Below are 24,781 nucleotides of genomic sequence, written 5' to 3'. Positions count from 1 at the left end.
GCCTGCCTAGCCGGACAAGGCTTGGGAGCATAGCTGTTCCTTTCGCTGTTTATTTTTTCATTGATCGTAAGGGATCTGCTAGACATGATCATCGGTTCTATTCACTTGCCAACGTTTGAGTCCCCTTTCACGTTAAATTCGAAATCTTTACTAGTCTTCGTTTCCCTATCCAGGATTCATAAAGCTTCGAGTTTTTAACACCATGCAACTCCTTTGAATTAAACAGTACTCCTTATCTTTCCTACATGAGCCCCGAAACCTGGTACCAAGATGCCGCCACCTTTTCATGGAAAGGCCAAGATATCATTTACAAGCAATCTAAAAGTGACAAACCCTGGTTGGTATTGATCCATGGATTTCCCTCTTGCTCCTTCGACTGGTGGAAGATCTGGGATCAATTATCCGAACAATACAATCTGATAGCACCGGACATGATCGGGTTTGGCCGATCGGCGAAACCTATTGATTTTGACTACTCCATTAGGGCTCAGGCCGATATTCACCTGGATTTAATCGATAAATTGGGCATCAATAAATTTCATATACTCGCTCACGATTACGGAGATACGGTTACTCAAGAAATCATGGCCCGTGAACTGGATGGAGCGGATTGGAAGACGTTGAGTGTCTGTCTTTTGAATGGGGGGATATTTCCGGAAGTGCATAAGCCATTACTGATCCAAAAACTACTGATGAGTCCCATTGGGTTTCTGCTCAGCAAGATGATGAACGAGAAAAAGTTGGATAAAAGCTTCAGTCGGATTTTTGGACCCAATACCCAACTCACTAAGGAAGAACTACACGAATACTGGGAGTTGCTTGCATATAACAATGGTCATCGCCTGGCTCATAAACTCATTTGGTACATGCAAGAACGTGCAGACAACCGAGAAAGGTGGGTAGGGGCACTACAGCAATACAAAGGCAAAATAGGGATCATCAATGGCCCGGTAGATCCCATTTCCGGTGGGCACATGGTGGATCATTACAAAGAATTAGTCTCTACCGAGAATATTTGGTTGTTGGAGAATATTGGTCATTATCCGCAGGTTGAAGATGCTGAAGGGGTATTGAAGGCTTATGAAGAGTTTGTAGCGGTATAGATGAGATACAGAAATATGAATAACATAGATCCCGATTAAATTATGCTTGAACTCCGACCTACCTGCGAAAACTGTAATAAGCCACTCCCTCCGGATAGTACGGAGGCCATGATCTGTACTTTTGAATGTACGTTTTGCAAAGATTGTGTGGAGAATTCTCTGGAGAATGTTTGCCCCAATTGCGGTGGTGGGTTTGTTCCAAGACCTATCCGACCTGCAGCATTAATGGAAAAATATCCGGCCACAACGAAGATTACGCATAAACCAGTGGATATGGGTCGATTCCAAGCGCTCAAAACAAAAAACAGGGATGTTCCAGCACATGAAAGATGATCCAATAAGCAAACGAATTGCCCTGGTTTACTGTTTATGGTCACATGACCGAAACAGAAAATCAGGAAGCGTACTGGACGAAGCGATATGTTGAACAAAATACCGGTTGGGACCTTGGTAGTCCGTCAACACCCTTAAAGACCTATATCGATCAACTGGAAGATAAACAACTTAAAATCCTGGTCCCGGGTGCGGGCAATGCCTACGAAGCGGAGTACATGCATCAGCAAGGGTTTACAAATGTTTATGTTTTAGATATTTCAAAACTTCCATTGGATCAGTTTCAGCAAAGGGTCCCTGATTTTCCGGCCAGGCAATTACTGCACAAGGATTTCTTTGAATTAGTAGGTCAATTCGATCTTGTTCTGGAACAAACTTTCTTTTGCTCTTTAGAACCCACGGGAGATAATAGACGCGCTTACGCCGAAAAAATGCATCAGCTCCTAAATCCCAGTGGTAAATTGGTTGGACTTTGGTTCAAACATCCACTCACAATGGAGTCCAGAAGACCGTTTGGTGGATCAAAAGAGGAATACAAATCTTACCTCACTCCTTATTTTGACGAACGTGTATTTGAAGACTGTTATAATTCCATTCCTCCACGTATGGGCAATGAACTATTTGGGATTTTTGAGCGGGGGATTTAGTCCTTTTTAAAGAATGCATTCCCTTCAGAGAAAGACTCGGGTTAGCGTCCGGGTGGAAAGGTAATCGTAGAAAATTAAAGTACATCCAGATACTCTTGAATAAACTCATCTTTCCTTTTCAGACGATATTGCATGACCCAGCGTGGGTGAGGGAGTGGAAGCATTTTCTCGAAGAATCTATACTTGTCATTGATGTAATTCAGGTACTTGATGTTCTGCCCTTTACCAATGCTGTAGGCCACGGATTGATCAATCCCAAATTTCAGTTGTTCTTTGATTTGCGCCACCACATAGTCTTCAAACATGGGTTTAAACCCTTTAATGTCGTAGTAGTTCAGGTTGATGCCTTCTCGTAAATAACCTAGAGGTGAAACCCCTGAAATGAAATATTTCGCATAGAATTTCTCTGGCCCCCCGTAAGCAATAACCATTTCGTTGATGAATCTGGAGGAAAGCTCAGGTTTCTTGTCAAAGTCATTCGGGATGCCACAGACTTCCTCCAGTCTAGCTGGATCGTTAAATGGAACGCCTGTTAAACCTGCTCCAAACCGCCCGGGATTGATCCCGAAAAGCATGACCCTGGGATGATTATCTGAATAATATTTTTGATAGAATTTCTCGGCAATGGCTACGGTTGCATCATTAAGATAAGGGTTCATCACCTCCACATCAACCGGAAGATTTGTCGGGGCCTGCAATTGCCGGTAATATTGCATGATCGCTTCGGCGAATAGCTTCTTTTCCATTGGCGCGCAAATTACATTATTTCCTCATTTACAAACCCTACAAGGTCTTAAGTCAGTTTTCGGATGAAGACGGAAACTCGGGTCTGGGATCGGTTTTTAAGTTGCCCAAAGGGGTTTATCCAGTTGGTCGGTTAGACCTGGATAGCGAAGGGTTACTGATTCTCACCAACGATAAATCATTGAATCATCGCCTGTTAGATCCGAAGCATGGGCATAAACGCACTTATTGGGTGGAAGTAGAGGGCAAGCCAACGAAAGATGAATTAGAACAACTCAGAGTAGGGGTGGACATCAATGTGAATGGTAAAAAACATCATACCCTACCCGCAGAAGTTGAAATCATCGGTCCAACAATTCCTGAGAGAGAACCACCCGTAAACAGAATAAAACATCCAGAAACTTCCTGGATGTCGATCAGCCTTACAGAAGGGAAGAATCGCCAGGTGCGTAAGATGACAGCTAAAGTAGGCCACCCGACTTTGCGTTTGTTGCGTGTTGGTATTGAATCACTCAACCTCTTTCCAATGGAACCGGGAGATTTGAGAATGATCTCTCGAAATGTGTTATATAAGAAATTGGGGTTGGAATGATAGTTACCAGTCCTTTCAGTGGTGTTAAACCACATCGAGCGTAATTCCCTGCCCGCCTTGCCGACGAGGCAGGGATTGAAAAATATTCAATTGGACATTGTTAATCGTAAGGGAAGCTGCTCAATACCAACTACAACCTTAACTCAACGTCTTCTCCCTAGATAATTATCCATCGAATACTGTCCACTTCCGACGAATATCAGAATGAAAAAACCGAAGAAGTAAAGCAATGCAAATTCCTTCTTGCTAAAGGGATCATCCAGGTGAACCACAAAGGCTGCTACAAGCATGGTAAAAGCAGGAGGGATGGCTGCCAGCTTGGTTTTGAGACCCAGGATGATCAAAATGGAACAAACAAATTCCGCGAAAATGGTGAGGATCAAAGAGATCTCTGGCCCAAGCCCAATGGGGTCACCGAATTGGAGTTTTCCCGATGAAATGACTCGTTCCAACTTGGGCCAGCCATGTGTCAACATCATTCCTCCAAATCCGATACGGGCAACTAGAATGCCAATGGATTCTTTCATAGTAGGTTTTAGCTAAAAAGTGTAAGAGTAAGTGTCGAAGATAATCAAAGACTTGAAATCGTGAAATTGAAATAATTTCAGTGGTTTTGTGAACATTAGATTGGCATTTACGAATATAATAATAATATTTGTTTGGCATTTACGTATCTAATAGGTCAGATGAAAGGAACACACCTCGGAGAATTTGAAGAAATGGTCCTGCTTATGGTTGGCATTCAACTAGGAGAGGCATACGGCATTTCGATCCTCAAAGAGATCGAAACGCACACAGGAAGACAAGTTACGGTCAGTACCGTACATACGGCTTTGTATCGACTGGAAGAGAAAGGTTTTGTTACCTCGTATGTTGGAGGTTCGAGCAAATCTAGAGGAGGCCGAAGTAAACGGATGTATAAAATGACGACTGAGGGCAAGGAGGCATTGGAAAGTGCCCGTGACATTCGGGACAGACTTTGGAAACTGATGCCAGGGTACGACGCATGATGCAACCCCCAAAATGGATCGATACGGTACTGGAATTCTTTCTTCGGGACCGATTTGCGGATGAAGTGCTGGGAGATTTGCACGAATGGTTTTACTGGAAACAAGAAACCTACTCACCGGCCAGACTTAAACGGGTTTACTTATGGAATGCCTTCCGGGCGCTTCGCCTTCACCAATTAAAAAAGGTCAAAAACTTACTGGTTCACTTAATTGATAACACCATGGTCAACAACAACCTCAAAATCGGCGTTCGGTCACTTTTACAAAACCGATTTTTTACCGCCATCAACGTACTTGGGCTAACCCTGAGTATGATTTCCTTCCTTTTTATCTATGCGTTTATTCGGTACGAATACAGTTATGATGATTTCCATCCTAAGCAGGATGAGATCTATCGGCTGCTTAGGAAGAGTCTCACGGATGGAAAACGAGAACGGCCACAGCCAAGTCCTGTATCTCAGGCTTTTCTTCAAGACTTTGAAGGTGCGATGGAGTTTTCAACCTTTGGTCAGGATCCTGTTTTTGTGAAGTTGGATGACCAACGTTTCTATGAAGCAGATTTCTACTGGAGCGATGCTTCTGTTTTGCAACTCTTCGACCTCCCATTTATATATGGTAATCCGAAAGCAGCCCTGCAACAGAAAAACACGGTTGTACTTACTCAAGGTATTGCAGAGAAGTATTTTGGGAAAGGTGTGAATCCGGTAGGCCAGTCTTTGCCGATCAAAATCTATGATGGCAATGTAGACATGCAAATGCGTATCGATGGAGTCATCGAAGACCTACCGGCTAGTAGTGATCTGCCTTTTCAACTGCTCGCTTCCATGAGTAGCGTCGATGAACTTTACAGTCGCTTTAAAGAACAATGGTGGTTGTCCTGGTTGCATGTATATGTTCATATTCCGGATAAAAGCACCCTGAAACGAATTGAAGCGGCAGTCCCTATGATTGTGGAACGTGAGCTCGGTGAGAAAATGGCTGAGCAGATGTCCTTTGAGTTTCAACCGCTTTCAGAAGTGCATTTGTATTCAGAAGGTGTTCATGCTTCCCTGACAGATGGCAGCATTCGACAAGTCATGATCCTGAGTGTTGTTGGTGTATTCATCTTGTTGATCGCCAGCATCAATTACCTCAATTTGGTGAGTGCGCGTATGTCTCGTCGACGAAAGGAAGTTGGAATTCGACGAGTTATGGGAGCGAGAGGAGGTCAGATCGTCAGTCAATTCTTCACTGAATCAACATTGACTGTCTTTTTCAGTTTCTTGTTAGCCATAGGGCTTACCTGGTCGCTGTGGCCGGTTTTCAGCGATTTGATCGGTAAAGAAATGCCTTTATCCATTTTGATCAATTGGAGCGCCATTGCTCAAATTAGTTTGGTGATCTTAGGTGTCATGTTATTGTCTGGTATTTATCCAGCCTGGTTGGCTGGGACGATCCGAACCAAGGGATTAGTGGATAAGCAGGGCACGGCAAGAAGCAGAAGACTATTGCAAAAAAGCCTGGTCACCTTTCAGTTTGCAATCACGGTATTTTTAGTTGTAAGCTCTGTATTGATCTTCCGTCAGGTCCGGTTCATGTCCGAAAAAGACCTGGGATTTAACAAGGACATGCTGGTGAGTGTAAAGGTCGAGGACAAAGCACTGCAAGAAAAGATAGATGTCATCAAGCAAGTCATGAAAGAAAAACCAGGAGTAGTTCAGGTGACGGCTTCAGGTGAATCCTTGCCCAGTGATATGAATAATGGGGCCGAAATGTATTGGGGAACGTCGGAAGATGAACATCATTTTGTCTACCTCATTGCCGTCGATGAGCTGTTCTTTGAGACGCTGGGAATTCCTCTATTGGAAGGTCAGAATTTCACAGCAACGACAGATGCATCGCTTTCAGGACCGGTTATATTAAATGAAGCTGCGGCTCGATTATTGGAAAAACAGTCCGTCATTGGTGATCAAATTACACTGATGAACCATCCGAGAAGTGTGATCGGAGTTGCAAAGGACTATCACTACAAGTCATTGAAGAATCAGGTAGAACCGATCGTATTTGTTTACGGTACGCCTGGATTTCGTGAAAGCCCTGACAATATCATCCTTCGGCTTGCCGGAAATCAGCTGCCAGAGACGATGGGCGAGCTGGAGGCGGTATGGGATGAATTCTCCAGCAACGAACTATTTGATTATCATTTTGTGGATGAGAACTATGCCAACCTCTATCAGAATGATCGTCGTTTCCTGACCTTGTTTACCATCTTTACTTTTCTCAGTATTGTTGTGTCCTGCCTTGGGCTCTATGGCGTCGTATTATTTGCTACGGAAGAGCGAAGCAAGGAGATCAGCATTCGGAAAGTGCTCGGTTCTTCAGTCATTCAAGTGACCACACTCGTTTCAGGAAAATTCATCTTTTTGATCCTCTTTGGATTAGTACTGGGATTGCCGGTGGCATTGTATTTTATCAATGAATGGCTGGTGCAATTTTCTTATCAATTAGCACCGGAACCAGGTTTTGTGATGTTGGCGTTGGTGCTAGTGGTTGCAACGGCTGCAATGACGATCGGATTGAATACAGTAAAAGCAGCACTTGCCAATCCAATAAAGCATTTGAGAGACGAGTAGACGGGCTTGCATATAAGTGATTATGAATTAGCTTTAGCACTTAGTCTGGGAAGCGGCTATTCCATACTTAAGAATTGGAATAGCTACTTCGATCACCGAGCCGCCGATGAAAGCAATTAAAATCACGATTCTAGCATTTGTACTATGCCTTCCCATGTTGTCATTGAGTCAGAACAATGACTTGTCCGAGCGCTATGACCGTGCCGTTTCGTATATGTGGGAAAATTTGGTCAATAAGAAGGTCTACAATTTGTGGATTGACCCCAATTGGTATTCGGATTCCACGGGTTTTTGGTACACCACACAATCTGCTGAGGGTAAACAATTCTGGCAGGTAACCTGGGATAAACTCCAAAAACGACCTTTGTTTGACCATGTGCAATTGGCAGAAGCATTGACGAAAGTAACGGGTGATACGCTGAAGTCCAGTCAGCTACCCATATATGCAGTAGATCGCATTGGTACGGATTCCCTAAAGATAGAAGTAGATGGTGTCGCCTATCAATTCAAGGAGGGGAACTATGGTCTTGAAGTGCTACCAAAGGAAGAGGAGCGAACTGATATAGAAGGAGAGGTCCGTTCACCTAAAGGAACCTGGACCGCTTTCCGTAGAGACTACAACTTGTTTGTCAAGGATTCGACCGGCCAGGAGATTCAATTAAGCAAAGACGGGAAAAAGGGCTATGAATATGCCACCTGGTACGGCTGGGCAGATATCATAGAAGGTGAAAACTCAGACCGCCCCGAAAACTTCTATGTGGATTGGTCCCCGGGTGAACAATGGATCCATGCAGAGTTGCTAGACTTTAGTGTGGCTCAGAAGATGTACCTGCTAGATTGGAGCGTAGATTCCTTGTTCCGTCCGAGGTTGCTTTCTTATTACCGGGGATCACCCGGAGATTCTACTATGATCTACCAGGAGCCTACTTTCTTTCATGTAGCTACCGGAAAACGTGTTGCTACTGGATTGCCGAGGCCAACGCACATTAACAGCATGAGGGTAAGTTGGACCAACAATCCCAATGAGGTCTTGATTTTTAATCATACCCGTGGTTATCAGGAGTACTCCATTTACCGCTTTAATCTGGAATCTGGTCAGAGAGACTTACTTTACCGCGAAACCAGCAAAACGAATATTGATAACTTCCGATACTGGCTGGTAAAGGATCAGGAGATGGTTTTCTTTTTATCAGAGAAAACCGGCTGGCGACAACTCTATAGACTCAACCTTCGAACGGGTGAAGTGAGGGCTATGACGAAAGGCGACTATTATGTCCAAAATATCGAAAAAATAGATGAAGCGAATGAGGTGATCTATTTCCGAGCTTCGGGCAAGGATAAAGAGATTAATCCCTATACCTATCACCTGTATCAGGTGAATTTCAATGGAAAAGGATTCAAGGCGTTGACATCAGGTGAGTTACATCATCAGGTGGCTATTTCGCCTGACTCAAGGTATATACTGGATAATGTGTCTACCGTTTCGATTCCAACCCGAACGGTGTTGCGTGATGCCAATACTGGGAAAGAAGTGTTGGAATTGTCTCAGGCGGACGTCAAAGCCATTCCGGAATGGCAGGCGCCAGAAGTATTCGAGGCGATTGCAGGAGATGGAGAGACGAAGATCTATGGAGCGTTGTGGAAACCTACAGATTTTGATCCGAACAAAAAGTACCCCATCATTGACAATAGCTACACCGGTCCACATACCAACATGTTTCCTAGTAATTTTCCTAATGCATTCGGGAATCAAGCCTTAGCAGAATTAGGCTTTATCGTCATGCGTGTTGATGGGCGAGGTTCGGCTGGCCGTTCCAAGGCATTTCATGATTTCAGTTACAAAAATCTTGGCGGCGGACTTACGGATCATGCGCATGCCATTCGTCAATTGGGGGAGCGTTTTTCTTGGGTCGATACCGAACATGTCGGGATTTATGGCCACTCCGCAGGTGGGTATGATGCTGCGCACGCCTTATTGGCATTCCCCGAAACCTATCATGTAGCCGTATCCAGTTCAGCAGATCACGATCATCGCATGGAAAAAGCCTGGTGGCCTGAAATGTACATGGGTTGGCCAGTGGATTCAGCCTATCATTTGCAGTCTAATGTTACGATGGCCGAAAACCTAAAGGGTAAGTTATTGATTACTCATGGAGGGATTGATGACAATGTGAACCCTTCAGCATCCTTCAAATTGGCCGAGGCCCTGGTGCAGGCAGATAAACGTTTTGATATGTTGATCTTTCCAAGTCAAAAGCACGGCTATCGTGGAAAAGTGAGGTATTATTTTCTTAAATCCCGATGGAATTACTTTGTAGAACATCTCCTGGGAGAAGAACCTGTTTGGGATTTTGACTGGAATTGAAATGAATTGTAAAAATTGCGGAACACCGCTGACTGAAGGAGCACATTTTTGTCACGAATGTGGAGCTAAAGTAGTGACTAAGCGCATCACGTTCAAGGCCATGCTTACCGATATGTTTCGGAATGTCATAGGCTTGGATAACACCTATTTGCGAACACTGAAAGCCATGTTTGTGAGTCCTCAACTTGTGTTGACTGATTATATGAATGGTGTGCGAAAACGGTATTTTCCACCATTTGCATTTTTCACTATCGGTGCAGCATTGGCATTATTTGCTTTTCAGCAGTTCACAGAGGATTACATTGCCATTTCACAGGGCATCAATGAAAGTCAATTTGAAGTCATCGATCAGGCCATTGAACCTGATGAGCAGATGAACGTAGATGCTGTTGAACAACAGCTTGAAAATGCCGAGGAAATTCAACGAACTATCTTGCGGTACTTCAATTTCTTTTCCTTTTTGTTGCTGCCGATCTACGGGCTCATGAGCTTCATAGTCTACCGAAAGCCATACAATTTTGGTGAACATTTAGTGGCCAATGCCTACATGCAGGGAGTGACGTTTCTATTCACGTTGGTCTTTTTTCTGCTTAGTCTGCTGATTGATCCGAGTTTGTACATGATCAGTATGGTTTTCGTGATGGGTTATTATACTTATGCTTACGGCAAATGGTACCAACTATCTTTTGGCAAGAGCCTGGTGAAGCTATTACTCTTCATAGGAGTACTTATTGGGTTTTTCCTAGCGATCATGATTGTAAGTATCGTGATTGGGATTGTTTTAGGTCTTACAGGAGTGCTCTAAGACCGTCAAAACACTTCACATTCCTGCCTATGTGCTTGTTTAGGTTATCATTAACAAACGAAGCAGGGCGATGTACGTAAAGGCTAACAATCAACACACATCGCCTACATGTTTCGCCGCTACGCCAAAATTTTGCCAGTACTATGGTTCACTGGTCTGATGACGCATTTGTCCCATGGACAAGTGTCTATTACGAATCTCGCTACAACATATTCCGAGGATTTCAATGCTTTACCTCAGGATGGATCCCTTCAAGAGGAAGAATGGATAGATGATTCTACACTTCCAAACTGGTTCGCAGAAAATGAAGAAAGTGAGACCCTTAATATTCGATATGGTGGTAACCGACATACTGGAGGTTCTTCGGAGAGAGGATTGTACAGTTACGGGGATAGATTGATTCCTGACTTAGCTCTAGGCGTAATTCCTCGTGACGCTTCGGGTGACATCACTTTTGGCGTAAAATATCAGAACAATAGTGGTCAGACAATCAATTCTGTAACCGTCAGTTATACTGGTGAACAATGGCGCATCAGTAACGGCCAACGTCCACAAGTGCTAGGTTTTTCTTATCTGGTAGCCAATTCAGATCCTACAATCGCCATACCTGAGCGTACGAGCGGATATACTTATGTGCCTGAGCTCTTTTTTACATCTCCCAGATTTGATACCACTGGATTGAACATGGACGGAGTAACAGGACTACCCCTGGTTGGCAACGACAGTGAGAACCGCGTGCAAATTACTTTTTCATTCAATGTGACGTTGGCTGATGGGGAATACTTGCTTTTCCGATGGTACAAGGAAAATAGCTCGAAGCTTGATTTTGGACTGGCGGTTGACGACCTAGATGTGGATTTTTCTGCCGCTGCCTTAACGACGCTTAGTTTTCAAAGCAATGCGCCGATCTATCATTACATCGCAGGCCCCATTGATTTAAGAATTCCTGATGAATCAGACGTAGAGACCTACGATCCACCAACTACGATAGAAGATGTACCTCTGAAATCAGAGGAGGCCACTTTTCGAAGTATGGTCCAAAGTGTGCTTGCGGCTGACCTTACCCAGGCGAGAACTGATGCGGCTAACGTAGGGTATGAGTTGGTCACTTTTACCGATCAGACCAATAGTAATAAGATACATTATGTACTCAGACATGATGGCGAGGTGGATAATCCGCATCATTGGGGTACGTATATTTTTAATGCCAGTCCGAGCTATGCCAATGAGCAATTGTCAGTGCCGCATCCGGTTAATGATAGTTTCACCGGTAGACAAGGGGGATACTTGTATCAAGAACTGGATCTTGCAGGCATTCAGATAGCTGGCAATTACCGATGTTCTTCATCCATCGCGAGTGGATGTCACGGTTCAACTTCAGTATGCTCCGGAAGTACCGACTTTCGAGAATCGGATGCAGCTCATTCGTCAGAAATGCCTTTTCATTATGCCTCTGAGGAGATCGCTGACAATAATATTTTTAGCCACTTTGTCCAGCTACACGGTTTTGCCCATGTGGGTGGTGATCCGGATGTGATTGTGTCCAATGGCACAGATCAAACACCGGCTCATTCGGACCGAGTTGTTTATTTTGTCGATTACATTGACAATAATTCGAGCTTCAATGCCGTAGGAGTACATTCTGATCCATACACAACTAAATTGACCGGGTATACGAACACATTTGGTCGCTTTCTTAACGCACATCAGGGAAATATATGTAGCTCAAACCAGATAGCGGATAACACCACAGACCGGTTTATGCATGTGGAACAAAGAGGTGAATTGCGGGAAATTGAATCCAATTATAATTTGGTAAGAGACGCCATCATTGATTATGCCAGTACCGTATTGCCGTTGGATCTGCTGTCCTTCGATGTAACTACGATCCTCGGAAATCACTGGCTCACCTGGCGAACGCAAAATGCTCACAACGTGAGCCTGATTGAAATTGAAGCTTCCGTTGATGGTCTGATCTTTGAGAAAGTGGGTGAAAAAATGGCGATCAATTCGGAGGATGTACTTGATTACAATTTCAGGATTGAAAGCTCCAACCACTTATACTATCGATTGAAGATCATTGATTTTGATGGGCATACCGAATATTCTAAAGTCTTAATGCTGCCTTTTTTCTCAAAAAAATCAGTTAGTGTATTCCCATCCGTTACTCAGGGTAATTGCCAGGTTCGGGCTCCTGAGGGGACCTATGTTCGTGTCTACGACCCCATGGGAAGAGCAGTCGCCCAGCATTGCATGGAAGGAGCGGAGCTGACCCTGGAAATGGCCGGTTTACAACCTGGTATGTATCTCGTAGATCTATCTCAAAGAAAAGTAAGACAGCAGTTTAAGGTGGTGGTGAGGAGGTAAGGACTGACAGAAATCCTCCTCTTCAAAGGGCGGGGGATTTATCGAAGCAAGCTCAGAATTACTCTCCAAACCCCACCCGATGCAACCTCAAACCCGATCCTGGAGCTACTGTTTTGATTTGTCCTGTTTTTTCACCGGATAACAAAGCTTTAAGTTCCTCAATGGTGAGTAGTCCCCGGCCAATTTCAATCAAAGCACCCATCATCAGTCGAACCTGGTAACGTAGAAACCCCGGTGCAGTGGCCTGGAAAATGTAATGATTGGCCACAGGCATATAAGGGTCACCTGTTTCATTTTCTACAATGATTGCCTTTTTCAACAAGCGTTTGAGTTGTGTTTCTTCACCTGGTTTGCTGGTAAAGGTGGTAAAATCATGTTCTCCTTCCAATTGCTTCGCGGCAAGGATCATGGAATCTATGTCGAGTTTCTTGCCGAAGTGTTGTACCAGTGGTGCCGAAAATGGATGTGGCTTCTCACCGAAACAGAAGTGATAATGATACGTTTTGGTCTTTGCACTCTGAATGATGTTGAATTGGGCGTCCACTTCTTTTGCAGAACGTGCACGTATGTCTGCAGGTAGATTGGCATTTAGCCGATGGACCAGTTGCTCGGGTATCAGAGACTGTGTGGTAAAAAGCTCAAAGGCGTAATCCTCCGCTGAGACTTTTGCATCAGTTCTGCCGCATCCCAGACTTCTAAAAGGTGTAGTTCCTAGCACGAATTTCAGTGTTTTGTCCACCATTTGGTGAATTGTCTTCAGGCCTTCCTGCTTTTGCCAGCCATGGTAGCGGAAACCTAGAAATTCAATGCGTACCAGATAAAAGAAGGTCCATTCAGGCATGCGGTGAAATTAAGGGAATTCTGCTCTTTATGTGCCTGCTATGGGGTTGGGAATTTTCCAACCTCAATTAAATCAGAGTATTATTCAGTGACTCTGATTAGCTGAGAATTTTTCCTACTTCATCAGAGTCATTCTATGAAGATGCAAAAGTCCCCCTTTTCAAAGGACGACCCGCGTAGGGGGTGGTCGAGGACCAGGGGATTTATCTCATAAGCCCACACGTCAAATCAGAATGCTATTCGAGTTTCACAATTTGGTTATGCAATCATCAGTTTATTTACATACTTCAGAAGAGTTTCTACGCTAAATCATTCTGATTTTATATCTTCACCCAAACCACCACATTTGGCGTCATGGCCTACACGATCGAAGAAACTGAAATAGATAACATCAAAGCCATTCATCTCAAGAAAGGAGATACGATTGTGATGGAGGTTTTGCCAGAAAATGGTGCAATGCTTAACAAGTTGCTGTTTCAGGTGGGTGATTCCTGGCTGGAAACCATTGATGGACATGAAACTTACGATCAGGTGGAATCGGACCCTGCTTTCAAGAGTGCTGTTTTATTTCCCTATCCCAACCGTTTGGAAAACGGAACTTATCGTTACGAAGGAAGGGAATACACCTTTCCAGTAGAAGAGAAATTCCAGGGAAATTCAATACACGGTTTTGTTGGTAAAGAGGCCTTCAAGGTGTTGGAAATGGAAGCAAATGATGATGGAGGAACCGCGAAAGTTGCCTACTATTATTCTGGTGACCGAAACTACTATCCCTTTGCTTTTGGTTTGGTCATCACTTACACCTATGCTGAGGATCGACTTGATGTGAAGTTTGATATGGAAAACCGTGGCAACGGACACATGCCGATTGGCTTTGGTTGGCATCCTTATCTGACGATTAATCAAAAGCCGCTTAGTTCTTTAAAAATGAAATTACCATTCGTGAGCCAGGTGGTACTCAATGGTGAAAACCTACCTACAGGTGAGGTGAAGGATTTTATGGACTATGAGGAACCTAATGATATCGGAGATGTGGAATTTGACGACTGTTTTAAGCTCATCATGCAGGACAATTCGATCCTCTATTGCCCTGAGGAAAAGGTAGGAGTGGCCATGGAAGCATCCAAAGAATGTTTGTTTCTTCAGGTATTCACACCATCCGAGCGGAAGAGCATTGCAATTGAACCTATGAATTGCAACATCAATGCCCTGAATAATCAAGAGGGATTGATGGACCTGGAAAGAGGTAGTTTCTATCATGTGAATTGCGCCATCCGGGTGGTGGATCAGGAAGAGTTTGAGGAACTTCTTGAGGAATGATGGCGACTTCTTAAGCGAACTAAATTTTCTGATTTGCTGTATAGGCACATAATTGATGATGAACCGAAAGACTTTTATCAAACAAGCCGGAGCCGCTACGGCGCTTACTGCCCTCGGGATATCTCTCGAAAGTTGTGGTGAAGAGGATATTCAGCCAGACTTGTCACAGCCTTTGATATTGGACATGTCTGTTAGTCCATTCGATGAGATACTGAGCCAAAACTGGGTCTTGCACCCGGATGAAAATGTGCTGATTGTTAACTGGGAAGGGGAGATACGGGCATTTACCAGCGTTTGTACCCATGAGCAATGTGCCAGAGATTGGGTATTCGGGAGAGGGGTGTTTACTTGCACCTGTCACACGTCACAATTTGATTATACAGGAGCAGTGGTGTCTGGTCCTGCCATTAAAAACCTCGCCGAGTTTCAGGTAGCAAGAGAAGGAAATATTCTGACAATCTCATAAAAAACACCTGTTCATCTTATAAGGTACACGCTTATTTGCCTATTTTCACGGGAATTTCCTCCGAGCTATGAAAAAACTTTTGCTGGGTATTGTTGTGGTCTTTGGCCTGTTGTCAGGCGTCTACTTTATGGGCCCCAGCGTTTCTTTCCCAGAAATCGATCCCCGAGTTGAGTTGGTTGATATCCCACTGGAAGAATTGGACGCGTATATTGAATCCACCGAAAGGCTGGTTGCTGGCATCAAACCGGACAATCAGTCTCGCATTGTTTGGGCTGATTCCGCTCGACAAACGGATTATGCGATTGTCTATTTACATGGTTTTTCCGCGAGTCCCATGGAATCCAATCCAGTACATATCGAAATGGCCCAGAAATTTGGGTTCAATATCTATTTGCCGAGACTATCGCAACATGGGCTGGAGGATATAGACGCATTCAAAGACCTTACACCTTCCTCTTTGGTGGAAAGTGCAAAGGAGGCCCTGGCTGTCGGTCAGTTATTAGGTAAGAAAGTGATCCTCATGTCTTGTTCTACAGGAGGTACCTTGTCCATTTATTTATCAGCGTATAACCCCGATCTGGTAGATGCGCAAATTCTTTTTTCTCCTAACATTGAAATTGCTGATCCTACTGCTGCTTTGATCACAGGACCGTGGGGAGAGCAAATATTGGGGAAAGTCATTGGGGATTACCGAGTGATTGAAGAAGGAGTAGGTACGCCGATTGAGCGATATTGGAACCTCCGTTACCATACACAGGGATTACTGGCATTGCAGGCTTTGCTGGACCAGACCATGAAACCAGAGACTTTCGAGAAAATTAAAACGCCGTACCTGTTGGGCTACTACTATAAAAACGAGGATGAAAAAGACGATGTGGTCTCAGTACAGGCCATGATGGCCTTTCAGCAAATGACACAAACCCCTGAAGATTTCAAGCTTGAAAGTCCGTTTTCTGATGTTGATAATCATGTCCTGGCATCTGACCTCCAAAGCAAAGACTTGCAATCTGTCAGGAACATCACGGAGTATTTTTTGGAGGATATTCTTAAGATTCCACCACTTGAAGAATATTAAGTAATCAATTTCAACCGGATCGTAGCTCCGGGGGGCTTTTGTGAGATGATAGGCAAGTCTTCGCGTAAAACCGCACAGATCCTCGGATAACCACCTATAGCTGCACTGTCATTCATCAAAACAATCGGTAATCCACTTGGAGGAAGCTGGATAATTCCCGTGTCTGTCGGACTGGAGATCATCTCCGGTAGCTTACTTATGAGTGATGCTCCCGAGAGACGAATACCCATGCGATTACTTTCCGAAGCCACGATCCAGTCCTGTGAAAACAACCGTTCCTGATCTGAATTTTCCAATGCCTCAAATTCCATGGATTTTGTTACTCTGATGGTATTGGTTGTACGGATCTGATGTCTGATTTTTTGGTGTTGAATATGTTGTGAAGGCGGCACAATTCGTAATTGATCTCCCTTTTGGAGCGTTTGTCCATTCAGGCCTCCCCACTGATTACCAGTATGAGTAGAAACACTTCCAAACAGCCTTTCTACCTGTAATTCACCGGAAAACGCAAGGTAAGCCCGGATTCCCGTTTTGGGCTGACCGAAAGAGAGTACATCACCTTTGGCAAAGAAGACGGTCTCATGATTAGGTATGTCGATTCCATTGAGTCTGGGGCTAAGGTTAGCCCCAGCGATGGCTAACGCTCCATACTTTTCAAATTCCAGATAGGGCCCGGTTTGTGTGATTTCTAGTAGTGGATATTCTATCGGATTTCCAACCAACGTATTGGCCAATGCGGCGCTTTCCTGATCAAGTGCGCCTGATACGGGTACGCCAAACTGGCGGAAACCAGGCCTGCCTAAGTCCTGAATGGTGGTGAATAAGCCCCCTGACTTAACTGTGCATAACAACTCACTCATCTGTTACAAACGCTACCTGATCCCCGGGTTTCAATAAGAATTGATCAGGTTTAGTGAATAAATCGAGTGTGGTGTTTCCGATCACATACCATCCTCCGGGGCTTTCAGAGGGGTAAATACCAGTTTGTGCTCCTCCAATAGCCACTGATCCTTTGGGTACTTTCAAACTCGGCGTTTTCTTCCGTGGGTGATGCAGTTTTTTAGGAAGTCCAATCAAAAAGGGGAAGCCTGGTTGAAAACCGAGCATTGCTACCTGGTAGTTAGGGGCCTTATGCATGGTTGCGATTTCCTGAGTGGATAACCCAAGCGATGTGGAAAGTGCCTGCATGTCATGTGTGTCGTGATGATAGGTTATGGGAATTTTGATGATGGAGGCCTCATCATACAAGGTTTGTTCAGGTCTCGCTATTGGAAGATCAAGGATATTTTGTCTGACTTCACGAAACGAAATCCGTTTAGGGTCATAGGAAATGGCTACACTGTGATAACTGCTCCATACCTCCTCTAATCCTTGAAAAGCATGATTCGTCAAAGTAGACTTCAACAGCTGAACTTTCCTGAGTGTAACTTCACTGATTTCAGGATAGAATTCCGCAATTGCGACTTTTTCATTTAGCTGCGAAATGTTCATCGAACACTTTTGAGATTGATACCCATCTCATTGGTCAATTCATGCAAGTATTGGGCGATCTCAAGCGCGCCGGGATTATCTCCGTGAATGCATATCGTGTCTATTTCTACAGGCAATTGTTGACCACCGCGTGTAATGGCCATTGCCTCCATAAGTGATCGGAGATGTGGTTCAAAATCCTCTTTAGTCTTTAGTAGACTGCCGTCGATGTTGCGTGGCGTAAGTCTGAGGTCTTCCTCATAGGAGCGGTCCGCAAACAATTCGAATCGGATATTGGCACCTTCTTTTCTTATAGCAGGAAGGAAAGGTACATATACCGGTAATTTTGGGTCAATGTCATGGACAGTTTCGAGCACAGCTTCCAGCAAAGTAAGATCATCCATCATGTGATTGTTAAGGGCTCCGTGAGGTTTTACATGATGTAGTTTTCCTCCTTGTGCTTCAACCATCCCTTTCAAGGCATAGACCTGATATTCGATCAAATGTTTCAGTTCTTCTCTTGGTAGGAACATTCTTCGTCTACCAAAACCCTGGAGGTCTGGATAGGAGGGGTGTGCTCCAATCGCTACGTCGTTTTCGAGTGCCATGAAGATAGTTTTATGGATGGTCACCGGATCGCCGCCATGGAATCCGCAGGCGATGTTGCAACTGGTCAGGTAGGGCATCAATACCTCGTCCTGTCCAATTTTGAAGTTTCCATAACTCTCACCTACATCGGCATTGATGTCAAGAGATTTGATCATGATGATAGCACATGGTTAATCTGGCTTAAATGTCGTCTATTTCAGACAAAACCAAAGGTGTGTCAGGCAGGTTATATTTGAAAACGTTTAATCAGGAAGTATATTTGTCACGTGAGCGAAGCACAGATCATAGCGCAATATCAGCCGACTCTATATGCTATTGCCTATCGCATGCTAGGTTCTATAGCGGATGCGGAGGATTTAGTGCATGATACATTCCTCAAATGGCTCACTATCGATACATCCAAGATCAGAAATACCAAAGCTTTTCTAGTAAGGATGTTGACCAACAACTGCCTGAATTTCCTTCAGGGTTCAGGCAAACGGTTGACTGAAAACGGATTGGAAGATCTGGAAATGGAAGCGGAAGGGGTCATTGATGAACAAGAACTGTTGAGTCATGAGAAAGAAGGGCAACTCGCTGCAGCCTGGCGAGTAATGGCTAGAAAGCTCGAGCCAGCAGAGAAAGCTATCTATGTCTTGCGAGAATTGTTCAACCTTGAATATGATGACCTGCAGGATATCGTTGGGAAGAGCAAGGACAATTGTCGACAAATATTTAGTAGGGCTAAATTGAAGCTCAATGCGGAAATGCCCAAAATCAATCTGGACCTTTCTCTGTCCGTCAAATTGCCCAAACCCTTTCAGGAAGCCTGTAATTTGGGGCAGTTATCGGACCTGATCAGCGAGTTGAAATCGGATTTGCTTGAAAAAAGAAAAAAATAATTTCAAATTTCTGTCACAATTCAGAAAGTCGATTGTCCTGATCATATAAACGCATGATGCGTTGGCTTTGAGTTTGATATTATAAACAAGTAAACCGACCGAATGGAAGTTATTCTTACCTTTTTTATCGCACACTGGTATTTGAGTTTATTCTTTCAGACCTTTTTCCTACATCGATATGCTTCTCATGGAGCTTTTACGATGAGTCCATTTATGGAGAAGGTCTTTTTCGTTTTAACATGGATCTTTCAGGGATCTAATTACCTGAGCGCTTATGGCTATGGGGTCATGCACCGTATGCACCACGCGTATGCCGATACACCACAAGATCCTCATTCTCCTAAATACGATGAGAGCATCTGGAAAATGATGTGGAAGACAAAAACTACTTATTCGGCTATCGCAAACAAGAAAGTTGAAGTGGACAAGCGTTTTACAGATGGCGTTCCTGAATGGACTCCTTTCGACAAATTTGCTCGTTCATGGCCTTCGAGAGTATTTTGGGGTGCTGTTTATGTAGGTGTATATTATTTGTTTGCAGATCAATTATGGTTGTGGTTTTTGTTGCCTGCGCAGTTTGCACTTAGTCCAATTCACGGGGCAATTATCAACTGGTTTGCGCACAAATACGGGTACAGAAACTATGAAGTAGGTGATACTTCAAGAAACTTCTTGCCAGTGGATTTCCTGATGATGGGAGAGAGCTATCACAACAATCACCACAAATTCGGTTCAAGACCCAACTTTGGCGGCATCCGTTGGCATGAGATTGACCCTACTTATATCATGATTTTGTTATTGGACAAGATCGGTGTGATCAAGTTGAAAGAAAAGAATGTCCCTACAGAAGAAATTAAGCAAGCTGCTTAAGCCATGTAGATATTAGATAAATAGCGTTTGTCAAGACGCAGAATATAAAAACAGAGGCATTCCGATTGGAGTGCCTTTTTTTTGTTTCCTTCTCATCTTACTTACCAATTCATCCCATATTTGCATCCCAAAAATATTCCCTTGAAATCACCCAAATACCGCGTACTTACCTCAGAAGAATTGCAGGCCCTGGAAAAAGAATTTGTTGACTTTTTGGTCGTCAATGGGATCACAGCACCAGACTGGCAGGAAATGAAAGAAAAACAAAAGGCCGAGGCGGAGCAAATGATGGTACTTTTTAGTGATGTGGTATTTGAAGGGATCATGCGCAAGACGCAATTTCTGGAATATTGGGAACCTTCGGGAATCAAGACGTTTCATTGTCAGCAAAATGAAATTGTATTGGTGGGTGTAGAAGCGAAGCCAGGCACCGCTTTTGATTTCATGAAAATGCCCTTGCAAGAGATTTTCCAAAACAGCGCGGCGCTTTCTGTTTATGATTCTCGAAAGCCATATTCGAAAGTCCGGGAATTGGAAGTTTTTGAGATGATGCAACAGGGATGTCAGCGCACAAATGGAGATCTCTACAAGAAATTTTGCCTTCTTTTAGTAAACTAATAGGGTGCAACTGGTGTGCATTTGGTGTCAAATTTCACTAAATAACTCCGGGTTAAGCGCCTTAAAAAGTTTCATTTATCGATCAAATCATACGTTTTAACGTTATTTTGGTAGGAATGTGAAGTGTTTTGGCAGGATTGTGAAGTGCCTTTGAGACAACTTGCACTCAATGAAATTCCTGACTAGCCTTTTATGTTTAACATTTTTAATTCTAACAAAGAAAAGATGAAGATCAAGTTTGATAAAACTTGGGATTCATTCGTAGTAATCAAAGACAAGAGTAATATTCTATACACGGGCTCGAAAGAGCAGTGTGAAAATTACCTTAAGAATCACACCGCTGCCTAAAAACACTCTTAATAGAAGGGGACTTATGGTCCTCTTCTAATTTCCAGCTGTGTAATTCCTCCAGCTATAAGATTGCTCTCAAGCAATGCTTAGTAGGTGAAGGTGAGAGAGGCCTGTGTCTTTTCCCAAGCAAAGGTCATATCTACGGTTCTCTCTCCACTTTGCTGAAGTGCAATGCCGAATTGTTCGACATCCGCAGATAAGTCTGACACTTCTGCCCGTGCACGCAACACGTCATATTCCTCCTTGAAAGGATCTCCTAGAAAACTTGCTCCCCAGTAATTGGTTCGTGAATTGAACACAACCGTCCAAAATTCTTTTTCAGGAATACAATAAACAGAATAAGTGCCAGACGGCAATAGTTGATCACCAACAATCAAGTCTTTATTCAGTTTGATCTCTGTGGCTTCATTTGCTCCCGCACGCCACTTTTCGCCATAAGGTACAATGACGTCTTCAGAGGAGGTACCAAACACTTTCCTGTCCTTCATATAAGGACGGCAATAACGAACGGTGAGATCCAGGGCTTCAGACTTGAAAATGGCTTGTTCCGCTGGACTGTGGCTTTTGGTTGTCAGTGACAAATACACAACATAAATGCCAAATGCGAGGATCACAACCCCAAATCCGATCAGTATTTTTCTTAACATCTATAACTCGTATTCCTCTGTTGAACCAATATGAAACCAAATTAATTCCAGAGATTTTCTAAGGTTGAATACCTGTAAGTTAATAGAAGAAAGCCGATTCGACTTTACATGAAAGCTGGATTTTAGTGGTATTTGGAAGAATGTCTGCAAAAAGCAAATGATAATACCCTGTTTCTGGTTTCCGTTTGAAACTGAAACTTTCTGATGCTTTCAAGCCTGAGACTTGAATAAATAAAAAAGGATTAAGTCGTTTGACTTAATCCTGCTAATTGCTTGTCTGCCGAAACAAGACAAGCTCAATATAATATTCGAATTTTTATCCTTCGGAGATAACCACTTTGTTCATGGTATCACCCTGGCGGATTTGATCAATGACATCAAGGCCTTCTACTACTTTACCAAATACGGTGTGATTTCGGTCCAGGTGTGCTGTATTTTGTCTGCTGTGGCAGATGAAGAACTGGGATCCACCCGTGTTTCTTCCTGCGTGTGCCATAGAAAGTACTCCACGATCATGATACTGGTTGTCACCATCTAGCTCACAATCGATTGAGTAACCAGGGCCTCCGGTTCCTGTTCCGCTAGGGCAACCACCCTGAATTACGAAATCGGGGATCACTCGGTGAAACGTCAATCCATCATAAAAGCCTTTCTCAGCAAGGTCAATAAAGTTTTGTACTGTGTTTGGAGCATCTTTCTCGAAGAATTCAATCTTCATTGTTCCTTTTCCAGTTTGTATTTCTGCCGTTTTCATATGCTAAAATTATACGCGATATTAATTTTTTTCCTGCAAACTATGGGTTGAACCAATAAGTAAGTTTCAGGATCAATGCGCGATTAACAGGTGACCAGCCATTTTCGTTCAGCGGATCGGTGTTGTAATTGTCGGTGTAGACAATAAAAAGATCCGATACGGGGGCGTATCGATATTGGAATCGGGCATTGATGTTGACATTATCCAGTTGACTGTTGTACTGAATGAAATTGGTGAAAAAGATCTTTTTGGTCAGCGTCACATCGAATCGTGGGCCGATGAGGAATAAGTCTGCATCGTTGTAAGGATCAGGTAGCTCGATGCGGTTGTAATCAATATTCAACCGAATGGCCACATAAGGCTGGAAACGATAGTTGATGGTGGTGCGAAGGTTGTACCGTGAACCGTTGAAGTATTGGCCCAGTTGGCCCTGAAGGGTGTAGGAAAATAGTTTTCGGGCATCTGATCTGAAATTGAAGGAGAACACGTCATACGTATAAAAGGTGCCTTCAGCTAATTCTTGGCCATCGGTTCTGGTTGGATCGAACGAGTTTTGTAGGTAGGTGTAAGTCCGAGAAAAGCCAGCCTGGAAGCGACTGGTATTGAGTAAGTTGGCCTCATAGTCAATTCCAAATAACCTATCCGTTACACGCTCCTTATTCCAAAAGAATTCCGTCTGTGCCGTAAATCGATGGCTGGTGAACAGCCCGGAAGAAGGAAAGATGCTGTATCCCAGGTCTGGATTGATTCGGAATAACCCTGTTCGAGGAACAAATCCAGCTTCGGCATTGTAGTTTTCTCCCACATAAACATGAGCCCAGGAGAAATTCCAGTTGCGCGACTGATAGCTGATCCACGACGTTTGTGAAAAGCTGTCATCCTCTTTGTCATTATCGAATGACTTATGGAAGAACATCTTTCCATTCCATTTGCCATCTGCGGACAAGATGTTATAGTCTACACCAACGACGCGATTGTAGCGATTGGCCGTATCCAGTTCGCTATTGTTTTGAAAGCTTTCTTTATTGACGAAAATGGCGCCTATGTTAGATCGGGCAAATATTTTTCGTTGTACGACACCCACGGTGTAATTCAGCGCTGGTAATCCGATACTCTCATCCTTGGCCGCCTGCATGTTCAGTAAACCAATTCGGGTATTGTTGTCTAGTTTGCCACTGAGTCTTGCACCATAGTGGATCTTGTTTTGCAGGTTGACACCCGTGGCCGTATCCCTGGCAATGCCAATCCTTCTTGAGAAAAAGGGGCGGGCAAGGAAGGGGTGACCAAAGTCCTGAAAGAGGTCGGCATTTTCGAGGAAGAACTGTCTTCTTTCCGGGAAAAACAATTCGAATCGGTCCAGATTCGTCACCTGTTCATCTAATTCTACCTGGGAGAAATCTGGGTTTACGGTGAGGTCCAGATTCAGACCAGGGCCGAGGGCAACTTTAGCATCGCCACCAATGGCGCTATTACCATTGATTGTGTTGTCATCGGCATCAAAATCCTGGGTGCCACCTCCTGCTAGATAAGGGATGATTGAAACATTGGCGCCGGGTTTTTTGAGTGGTTCATCCCATTGCAATTCCTTCATAAATGCCAATGACAGGAGTATGAAGTTTCGGGGAATAGGTGCCCAGGTAGATCGCTCCCCATTTTGGGTATCTATCCGATAGACGTTGATGTTCCATTTGTCCAGGCCTTCTTTGAAACGCAGGGTTTTGAACGGGATGGCCGCTTCAGCGGTCCAGTAACCTTTTTCTTGTCGCGCCTCCGCATACCATTTGTTGTCCCAGGAAAGCGAAAGATCATTTCCACGTTGACCACCGTTCGAGATCAAACCTTCCCGCTGAACGCCGTATGGATTAATGCCAAATTGAAAGGCGTTGGTATTGTCCTGAAAAGGATCCAAGACCAGAGTTATTCCGTCCAGGTTGCCCCGGTAATCTCGTCGTAGTGAACTGACTACATAATCCCTATCTTCCTTTAGATTGTACATTTTTGCCGCGAAATACAGGAATTGATCATCGTATGTGATCATGAATTCCGTTGCACTTTCTGCCGGTATGGAATCGTAAGGAAAATACTGGGTGAAGTTACTGGCTTTTGTAACGTTGGTCCAGCCGGCATCATCCAGTACGCCATCAATGGTGATCGTGCCTGCTGCTCTGTTGATAGAATAGCCTTCCTGTGCCTTTCCCTGAAATAGAAATGCAATACAAACAATCGTAGTAAAAAGTGCCTTCACACCGCGAAGTTAGAATTTATTGAAGTCGTCTCTATCGAAATGTTTTTATTGGTTGAT

At 43.9% G+C, this 24,781-nt stretch carries 24 protein-coding genes; 15 read left to right on the top strand and 9 right to left on the bottom strand.

Annotation, left to right across the window (positions count from 1 at the left end; all coding sequences use genetic code 11):
• Positions 1-245 precede the first annotated feature (245 nt).
• Genes R8G66_02705 through R8G66_02695 form a run of 3 tightly spaced genes read left to right on the top strand, consistent with a single transcriptional unit; the run spans position 246 to position 2,083 of the window.
• Positions 246-1,103, top strand: a complete 858-nt coding sequence (locus tag R8G66_02705) for an alpha/beta hydrolase (protein MDW3191239.1) — start codon at positions 246-248, stop codon at positions 1,101-1,103.
• Between the two features lie 42 nt (positions 1,104-1,145).
• Complete coding sequence (locus R8G66_02700; protein ID MDW3191238.1) at positions 1,146-1,436, top strand: DUF1272 domain-containing protein; 291 nt, start codon at positions 1,146-1,148, stop codon at positions 1,434-1,436.
• Positions 1,437-1,480: 44 nt separating this feature from the next.
• Positions 1,481-2,083 (top strand): methyltransferase domain-containing protein, encoded by a 603-nt coding sequence (locus tag R8G66_02695; protein ID MDW3191237.1) that lies wholly within the window; start codon positions 1,481-1,483, stop codon positions 2,081-2,083.
• Between the two features lie 74 nt (positions 2,084-2,157).
• Here the strand turns inward: R8G66_02695 and R8G66_02690 are convergent, their stop codons facing one another.
• On the bottom strand, positions 2,158-2,829 hold the full coding sequence (locus R8G66_02690) for a DUF4918 family protein (protein ID MDW3191236.1): 672 nt from the start codon (positions 2,827-2,829) through the stop codon (positions 2,158-2,160).
• Here R8G66_02690 and R8G66_02685 point away from each other — a divergent pair.
• Entirely contained in the window at positions 2,829-3,419 is a 591-nt protein-coding gene (locus R8G66_02685) for a pseudouridine synthase (GenBank protein ID MDW3191235.1), read from the top strand. The genes R8G66_02690 and R8G66_02685 overlap by 1 nt on opposite strands.
• Positions 3,420-3,562: 143 nt before the next feature.
• Here R8G66_02685 and R8G66_02680 read toward each other — a convergent pair whose 3' ends face one another.
• A complete protein-coding gene (locus R8G66_02680; GenBank protein ID MDW3191234.1) occupies positions 3,563-3,946 on the bottom strand; it encodes a DoxX family protein in 384 nt (127 codons plus the stop codon).
• A gap of 159 nt (positions 3,947-4,105) precedes the next feature.
• Between R8G66_02680 and R8G66_02675 the strand changes: the two genes are divergently transcribed.
• The 5 genes from R8G66_02675 to R8G66_02655 all read left to right on the top strand — a co-directional run bounded on the left by R8G66_02675 (position 4,106) and on the right by R8G66_02655 (position 12,578).
• On the top strand, positions 4,106-4,429 hold the full coding sequence (locus R8G66_02675; GenBank protein ID MDW3191233.1) for a PadR family transcriptional regulator: 324 nt from the start codon (positions 4,106-4,108) through the stop codon (positions 4,427-4,429).
• Positions 4,426-7,041, top strand: coding sequence for an FtsX-like permease family protein (locus R8G66_02670; GenBank protein MDW3191232.1), 2,616 nt, complete (start codon positions 4,426-4,428; stop codon positions 7,039-7,041). The genes R8G66_02675 and R8G66_02670 overlap by 4 nt, the downstream gene beginning before the upstream one ends.
• A gap of 106 nt (positions 7,042-7,147) precedes the next feature.
• Positions 7,148-9,406 carry a prolyl oligopeptidase family serine peptidase gene (locus R8G66_02665; protein ID MDW3191231.1) on the top strand — a complete coding sequence of 753 codons (2,259 nt, stop codon included), beginning with the start codon at positions 7,148-7,150 and terminating at the stop codon, positions 9,404-9,406.
• A 1-nt stretch (position 9,407) separates the two neighbouring features.
• Positions 9,408-10,211, top strand: coding sequence for a DUF3667 domain-containing protein (locus tag R8G66_02660; protein ID MDW3191230.1), 804 nt, complete (start codon positions 9,408-9,410; stop codon positions 10,209-10,211).
• A gap of 108 nt (positions 10,212-10,319) precedes the next feature.
• Positions 10,320-12,578: a hypothetical protein gene (locus tag R8G66_02655; protein MDW3191229.1), complete on the top strand. Its 2,259-nt coding sequence runs from the start codon at positions 10,320-10,322 to the stop codon at positions 12,576-12,578.
• Between the two features lie 58 nt (positions 12,579-12,636).
• Here the strand turns inward: R8G66_02655 and R8G66_02650 are convergent, their stop codons facing one another.
• Positions 12,637-13,419 (bottom strand): tRNA pseudouridine(38-40) synthase TruA, encoded by a 783-nt coding sequence (locus R8G66_02650; GenBank protein ID MDW3191228.1) that lies wholly within the window; start codon positions 13,417-13,419, stop codon positions 12,637-12,639.
• A gap of 353 nt (positions 13,420-13,772) precedes the next feature.
• On the opposite strand from R8G66_02650, the gene R8G66_02645 reads away from it, so the two are divergent.
• The 3 genes from R8G66_02645 (at position 13,773) to R8G66_02635 (ending at position 16,279) form a co-directional block, all read left to right on the top strand.
• Positions 13,773-14,738 (top strand): hypothetical protein, encoded by a 966-nt coding sequence (locus tag R8G66_02645; protein ID MDW3191227.1) that lies wholly within the window; start codon positions 13,773-13,775, stop codon positions 14,736-14,738.
• Positions 14,739-14,793: 55 nt separating this feature from the next.
• Positions 14,794-15,204 (top strand): Rieske (2Fe-2S) protein, encoded by a 411-nt coding sequence (locus R8G66_02640; protein MDW3191226.1) that lies wholly within the window; start codon positions 14,794-14,796, stop codon positions 15,202-15,204.
• A gap of 67 nt (positions 15,205-15,271) precedes the next feature.
• A complete protein-coding gene (locus R8G66_02635; GenBank protein ID MDW3191225.1) occupies positions 15,272-16,279 on the top strand; it encodes an alpha/beta hydrolase in 1,008 nt (335 codons plus the stop codon).
• Here the strand turns inward: R8G66_02635 and R8G66_02630 are convergent.
• Genes R8G66_02630 through R8G66_02620 form a run of 3 tightly spaced genes read right to left on the bottom strand, consistent with a single transcriptional unit; the run spans position 16,276 to position 18,513 of the window.
• Complete coding sequence (locus R8G66_02630; GenBank protein ID MDW3191224.1) at positions 16,276-17,139, bottom strand: biotin-dependent carboxyltransferase family protein; 864 nt, start codon at positions 17,137-17,139, stop codon at positions 16,276-16,278. The genes R8G66_02635 and R8G66_02630 overlap by 4 nt on opposite strands.
• Complete coding sequence (locus tag R8G66_02625) at positions 17,132-17,770, bottom strand: allophanate hydrolase subunit 1 (protein ID MDW3191223.1); 639 nt, start codon at positions 17,768-17,770, stop codon at positions 17,132-17,134. The genes R8G66_02630 and R8G66_02625 overlap by 8 nt, the downstream gene beginning before the upstream one ends.
• Positions 17,767-18,513 carry a 5-oxoprolinase subunit PxpA gene (locus tag R8G66_02620; GenBank protein ID MDW3191222.1) on the bottom strand — a complete coding sequence of 249 codons (747 nt, stop codon included), beginning with the start codon at positions 18,511-18,513 and terminating at the stop codon, positions 17,767-17,769. Before R8G66_02620 ends, R8G66_02625 begins: the two co-directional genes overlap by 4 nt.
• Positions 18,514-18,624: 111 nt before the next feature.
• Between R8G66_02620 and R8G66_02615 the strand changes: the two genes are divergently transcribed.
• From R8G66_02615 to R8G66_02605, 3 genes are all read left to right on the top strand, one after another.
• On the top strand, positions 18,625-19,239 hold the full coding sequence (locus tag R8G66_02615; protein ID MDW3191221.1) for a sigma-70 family RNA polymerase sigma factor: 615 nt from the start codon (positions 18,625-18,627) through the stop codon (positions 19,237-19,239).
• A 102-nt stretch (positions 19,240-19,341) separates the two neighbouring features.
• Positions 19,342-20,109 carry an acyl-CoA desaturase gene (locus R8G66_02610; GenBank protein MDW3191220.1) on the top strand — a complete coding sequence of 256 codons (768 nt, stop codon included), beginning with the start codon at positions 19,342-19,344 and terminating at the stop codon, positions 20,107-20,109.
• A 141-nt stretch (positions 20,110-20,250) separates the two neighbouring features.
• Positions 20,251-20,727 carry a DUF6495 family protein gene (locus R8G66_02605; protein MDW3191219.1) on the top strand — a complete coding sequence of 159 codons (477 nt, stop codon included), beginning with the start codon at positions 20,251-20,253 and terminating at the stop codon, positions 20,725-20,727.
• A 437-nt stretch (positions 20,728-21,164) separates the two neighbouring features.
• Here the strand turns inward: R8G66_02605 and R8G66_02600 are convergent, their stop codons facing one another.
• The 3 genes from R8G66_02600 to R8G66_02590 all read right to left on the bottom strand — a co-directional run bounded on the left by R8G66_02600 (position 21,165) and on the right by R8G66_02590 (position 24,724).
• Entirely contained in the window at positions 21,165-21,725 is a 561-nt protein-coding gene (locus R8G66_02600) for a DUF2911 domain-containing protein (GenBank protein MDW3191218.1), read from the bottom strand.
• Positions 21,726-22,041: 316 nt separating this feature from the next.
• Positions 22,042-22,479 carry a peptidylprolyl isomerase gene (locus R8G66_02595; GenBank protein ID MDW3191217.1) on the bottom strand — a complete coding sequence of 146 codons (438 nt, stop codon included), beginning with the start codon at positions 22,477-22,479 and terminating at the stop codon, positions 22,042-22,044.
• A gap of 40 nt (positions 22,480-22,519) precedes the next feature.
• Complete coding sequence (locus R8G66_02590) at positions 22,520-24,724, bottom strand: DUF5916 domain-containing protein (protein ID MDW3191216.1); 2,205 nt, start codon at positions 24,722-24,724, stop codon at positions 22,520-22,522.
• Positions 24,725-24,781 lie beyond the last annotated feature (57 nt).

The organism is Cytophagales bacterium (genome assembly GCA_033344775.1).
Classification (GTDB): domain Bacteria; phylum Bacteroidota; class Bacteroidia; order Cytophagales; family Cyclobacteriaceae; genus JAWPMT01.
Note: the sequence above shows the minus strand (reverse complement) of the source record. Positions and strands in the feature narration are given on the sequence as shown.

What these genes read in the sequence shown, in the direction of transcription:
- R8G66_02705 (MDW3191239.1), top strand. Translation starts at nt 246, where the DNA reads ATGAGCCCCGAAACCTGGTACCAAGATGCCGCCACCTTTTCATGGAAA.
- R8G66_02700 (MDW3191238.1), top strand. Translation starts at nt 1,146, where the DNA reads ATGCTTGAACTCCGACCTACCTGCGAAAACTGTAATAAGCCACTCCCT.
- R8G66_02695 (MDW3191237.1), top strand. Translation starts at nt 1,481, where the DNA reads ATGACCGAAACAGAAAATCAGGAAGCGTACTGGACGAAGCGATATGTT.
- R8G66_02690 (MDW3191236.1), bottom strand. Translation starts at nt 2,829, where the DNA reads ATGGAAAAGAAGCTATTCGCCGAAGCGATCATGCAATATTACCGGCAA.
- R8G66_02680 (MDW3191234.1), bottom strand. Translation starts at nt 3,946, where the DNA reads ATGAAAGAATCCATTGGCATTCTAGTTGCCCGTATCGGATTTGGAGGA.
- R8G66_02675 (MDW3191233.1), top strand. Translation starts at nt 4,106, where the DNA reads ATGAAAGGAACACACCTCGGAGAATTTGAAGAAATGGTCCTGCTTATG.
- R8G66_02670 (MDW3191232.1), top strand. Translation starts at nt 4,426, where the DNA reads ATGATGCAACCCCCAAAATGGATCGATACGGTACTGGAATTCTTTCTT.
- R8G66_02665 (MDW3191231.1), top strand. Translation starts at nt 7,148, where the DNA reads ATGAAAGCAATTAAAATCACGATTCTAGCATTTGTACTATGCCTTCCC.
- R8G66_02660 (MDW3191230.1), top strand. Translation starts at nt 9,408, where the DNA reads ATGAATTGTAAAAATTGCGGAACACCGCTGACTGAAGGAGCACATTTT.
- R8G66_02655 (MDW3191229.1), top strand. Translation starts at nt 10,320, where the DNA reads ATGTTTCGCCGCTACGCCAAAATTTTGCCAGTACTATGGTTCACTGGT.
- R8G66_02650 (MDW3191228.1), bottom strand. Translation starts at nt 13,419, where the DNA reads ATGCCTGAATGGACCTTCTTTTATCTGGTACGCATTGAATTTCTAGGT.
- R8G66_02645 (MDW3191227.1), top strand. Translation starts at nt 13,773, where the DNA reads ATGGCCTACACGATCGAAGAAACTGAAATAGATAACATCAAAGCCATT.
- R8G66_02640 (MDW3191226.1), top strand. Translation starts at nt 14,794, where the DNA reads ATGATGAACCGAAAGACTTTTATCAAACAAGCCGGAGCCGCTACGGCG.
- R8G66_02635 (MDW3191225.1), top strand. Translation starts at nt 15,272, where the DNA reads ATGAAAAAACTTTTGCTGGGTATTGTTGTGGTCTTTGGCCTGTTGTCA.
- R8G66_02630 (MDW3191224.1), bottom strand. Translation starts at nt 17,139, where the DNA reads ATGAGTGAGTTGTTATGCACAGTTAAGTCAGGGGGCTTATTCACCACC.
- R8G66_02625 (MDW3191223.1), bottom strand. Translation starts at nt 17,770, where the DNA reads ATGAACATTTCGCAGCTAAATGAAAAAGTCGCAATTGCGGAATTCTAT.
- R8G66_02620 (MDW3191222.1), bottom strand. Translation starts at nt 18,513, where the DNA reads ATGATCAAATCTCTTGACATCAATGCCGATGTAGGTGAGAGTTATGGA.
- R8G66_02610 (MDW3191220.1), top strand. Translation starts at nt 19,342, where the DNA reads ATGGAAGTTATTCTTACCTTTTTTATCGCACACTGGTATTTGAGTTTA.
- R8G66_02600 (MDW3191218.1), bottom strand. Translation starts at nt 21,725, where the DNA reads ATGTTAAGAAAAATACTGATCGGATTTGGGGTTGTGATCCTCGCATTT.
- R8G66_02595 (MDW3191217.1), bottom strand. Translation starts at nt 22,479, where the DNA reads ATGAAAACGGCAGAAATACAAACTGGAAAAGGAACAATGAAGATTGAA.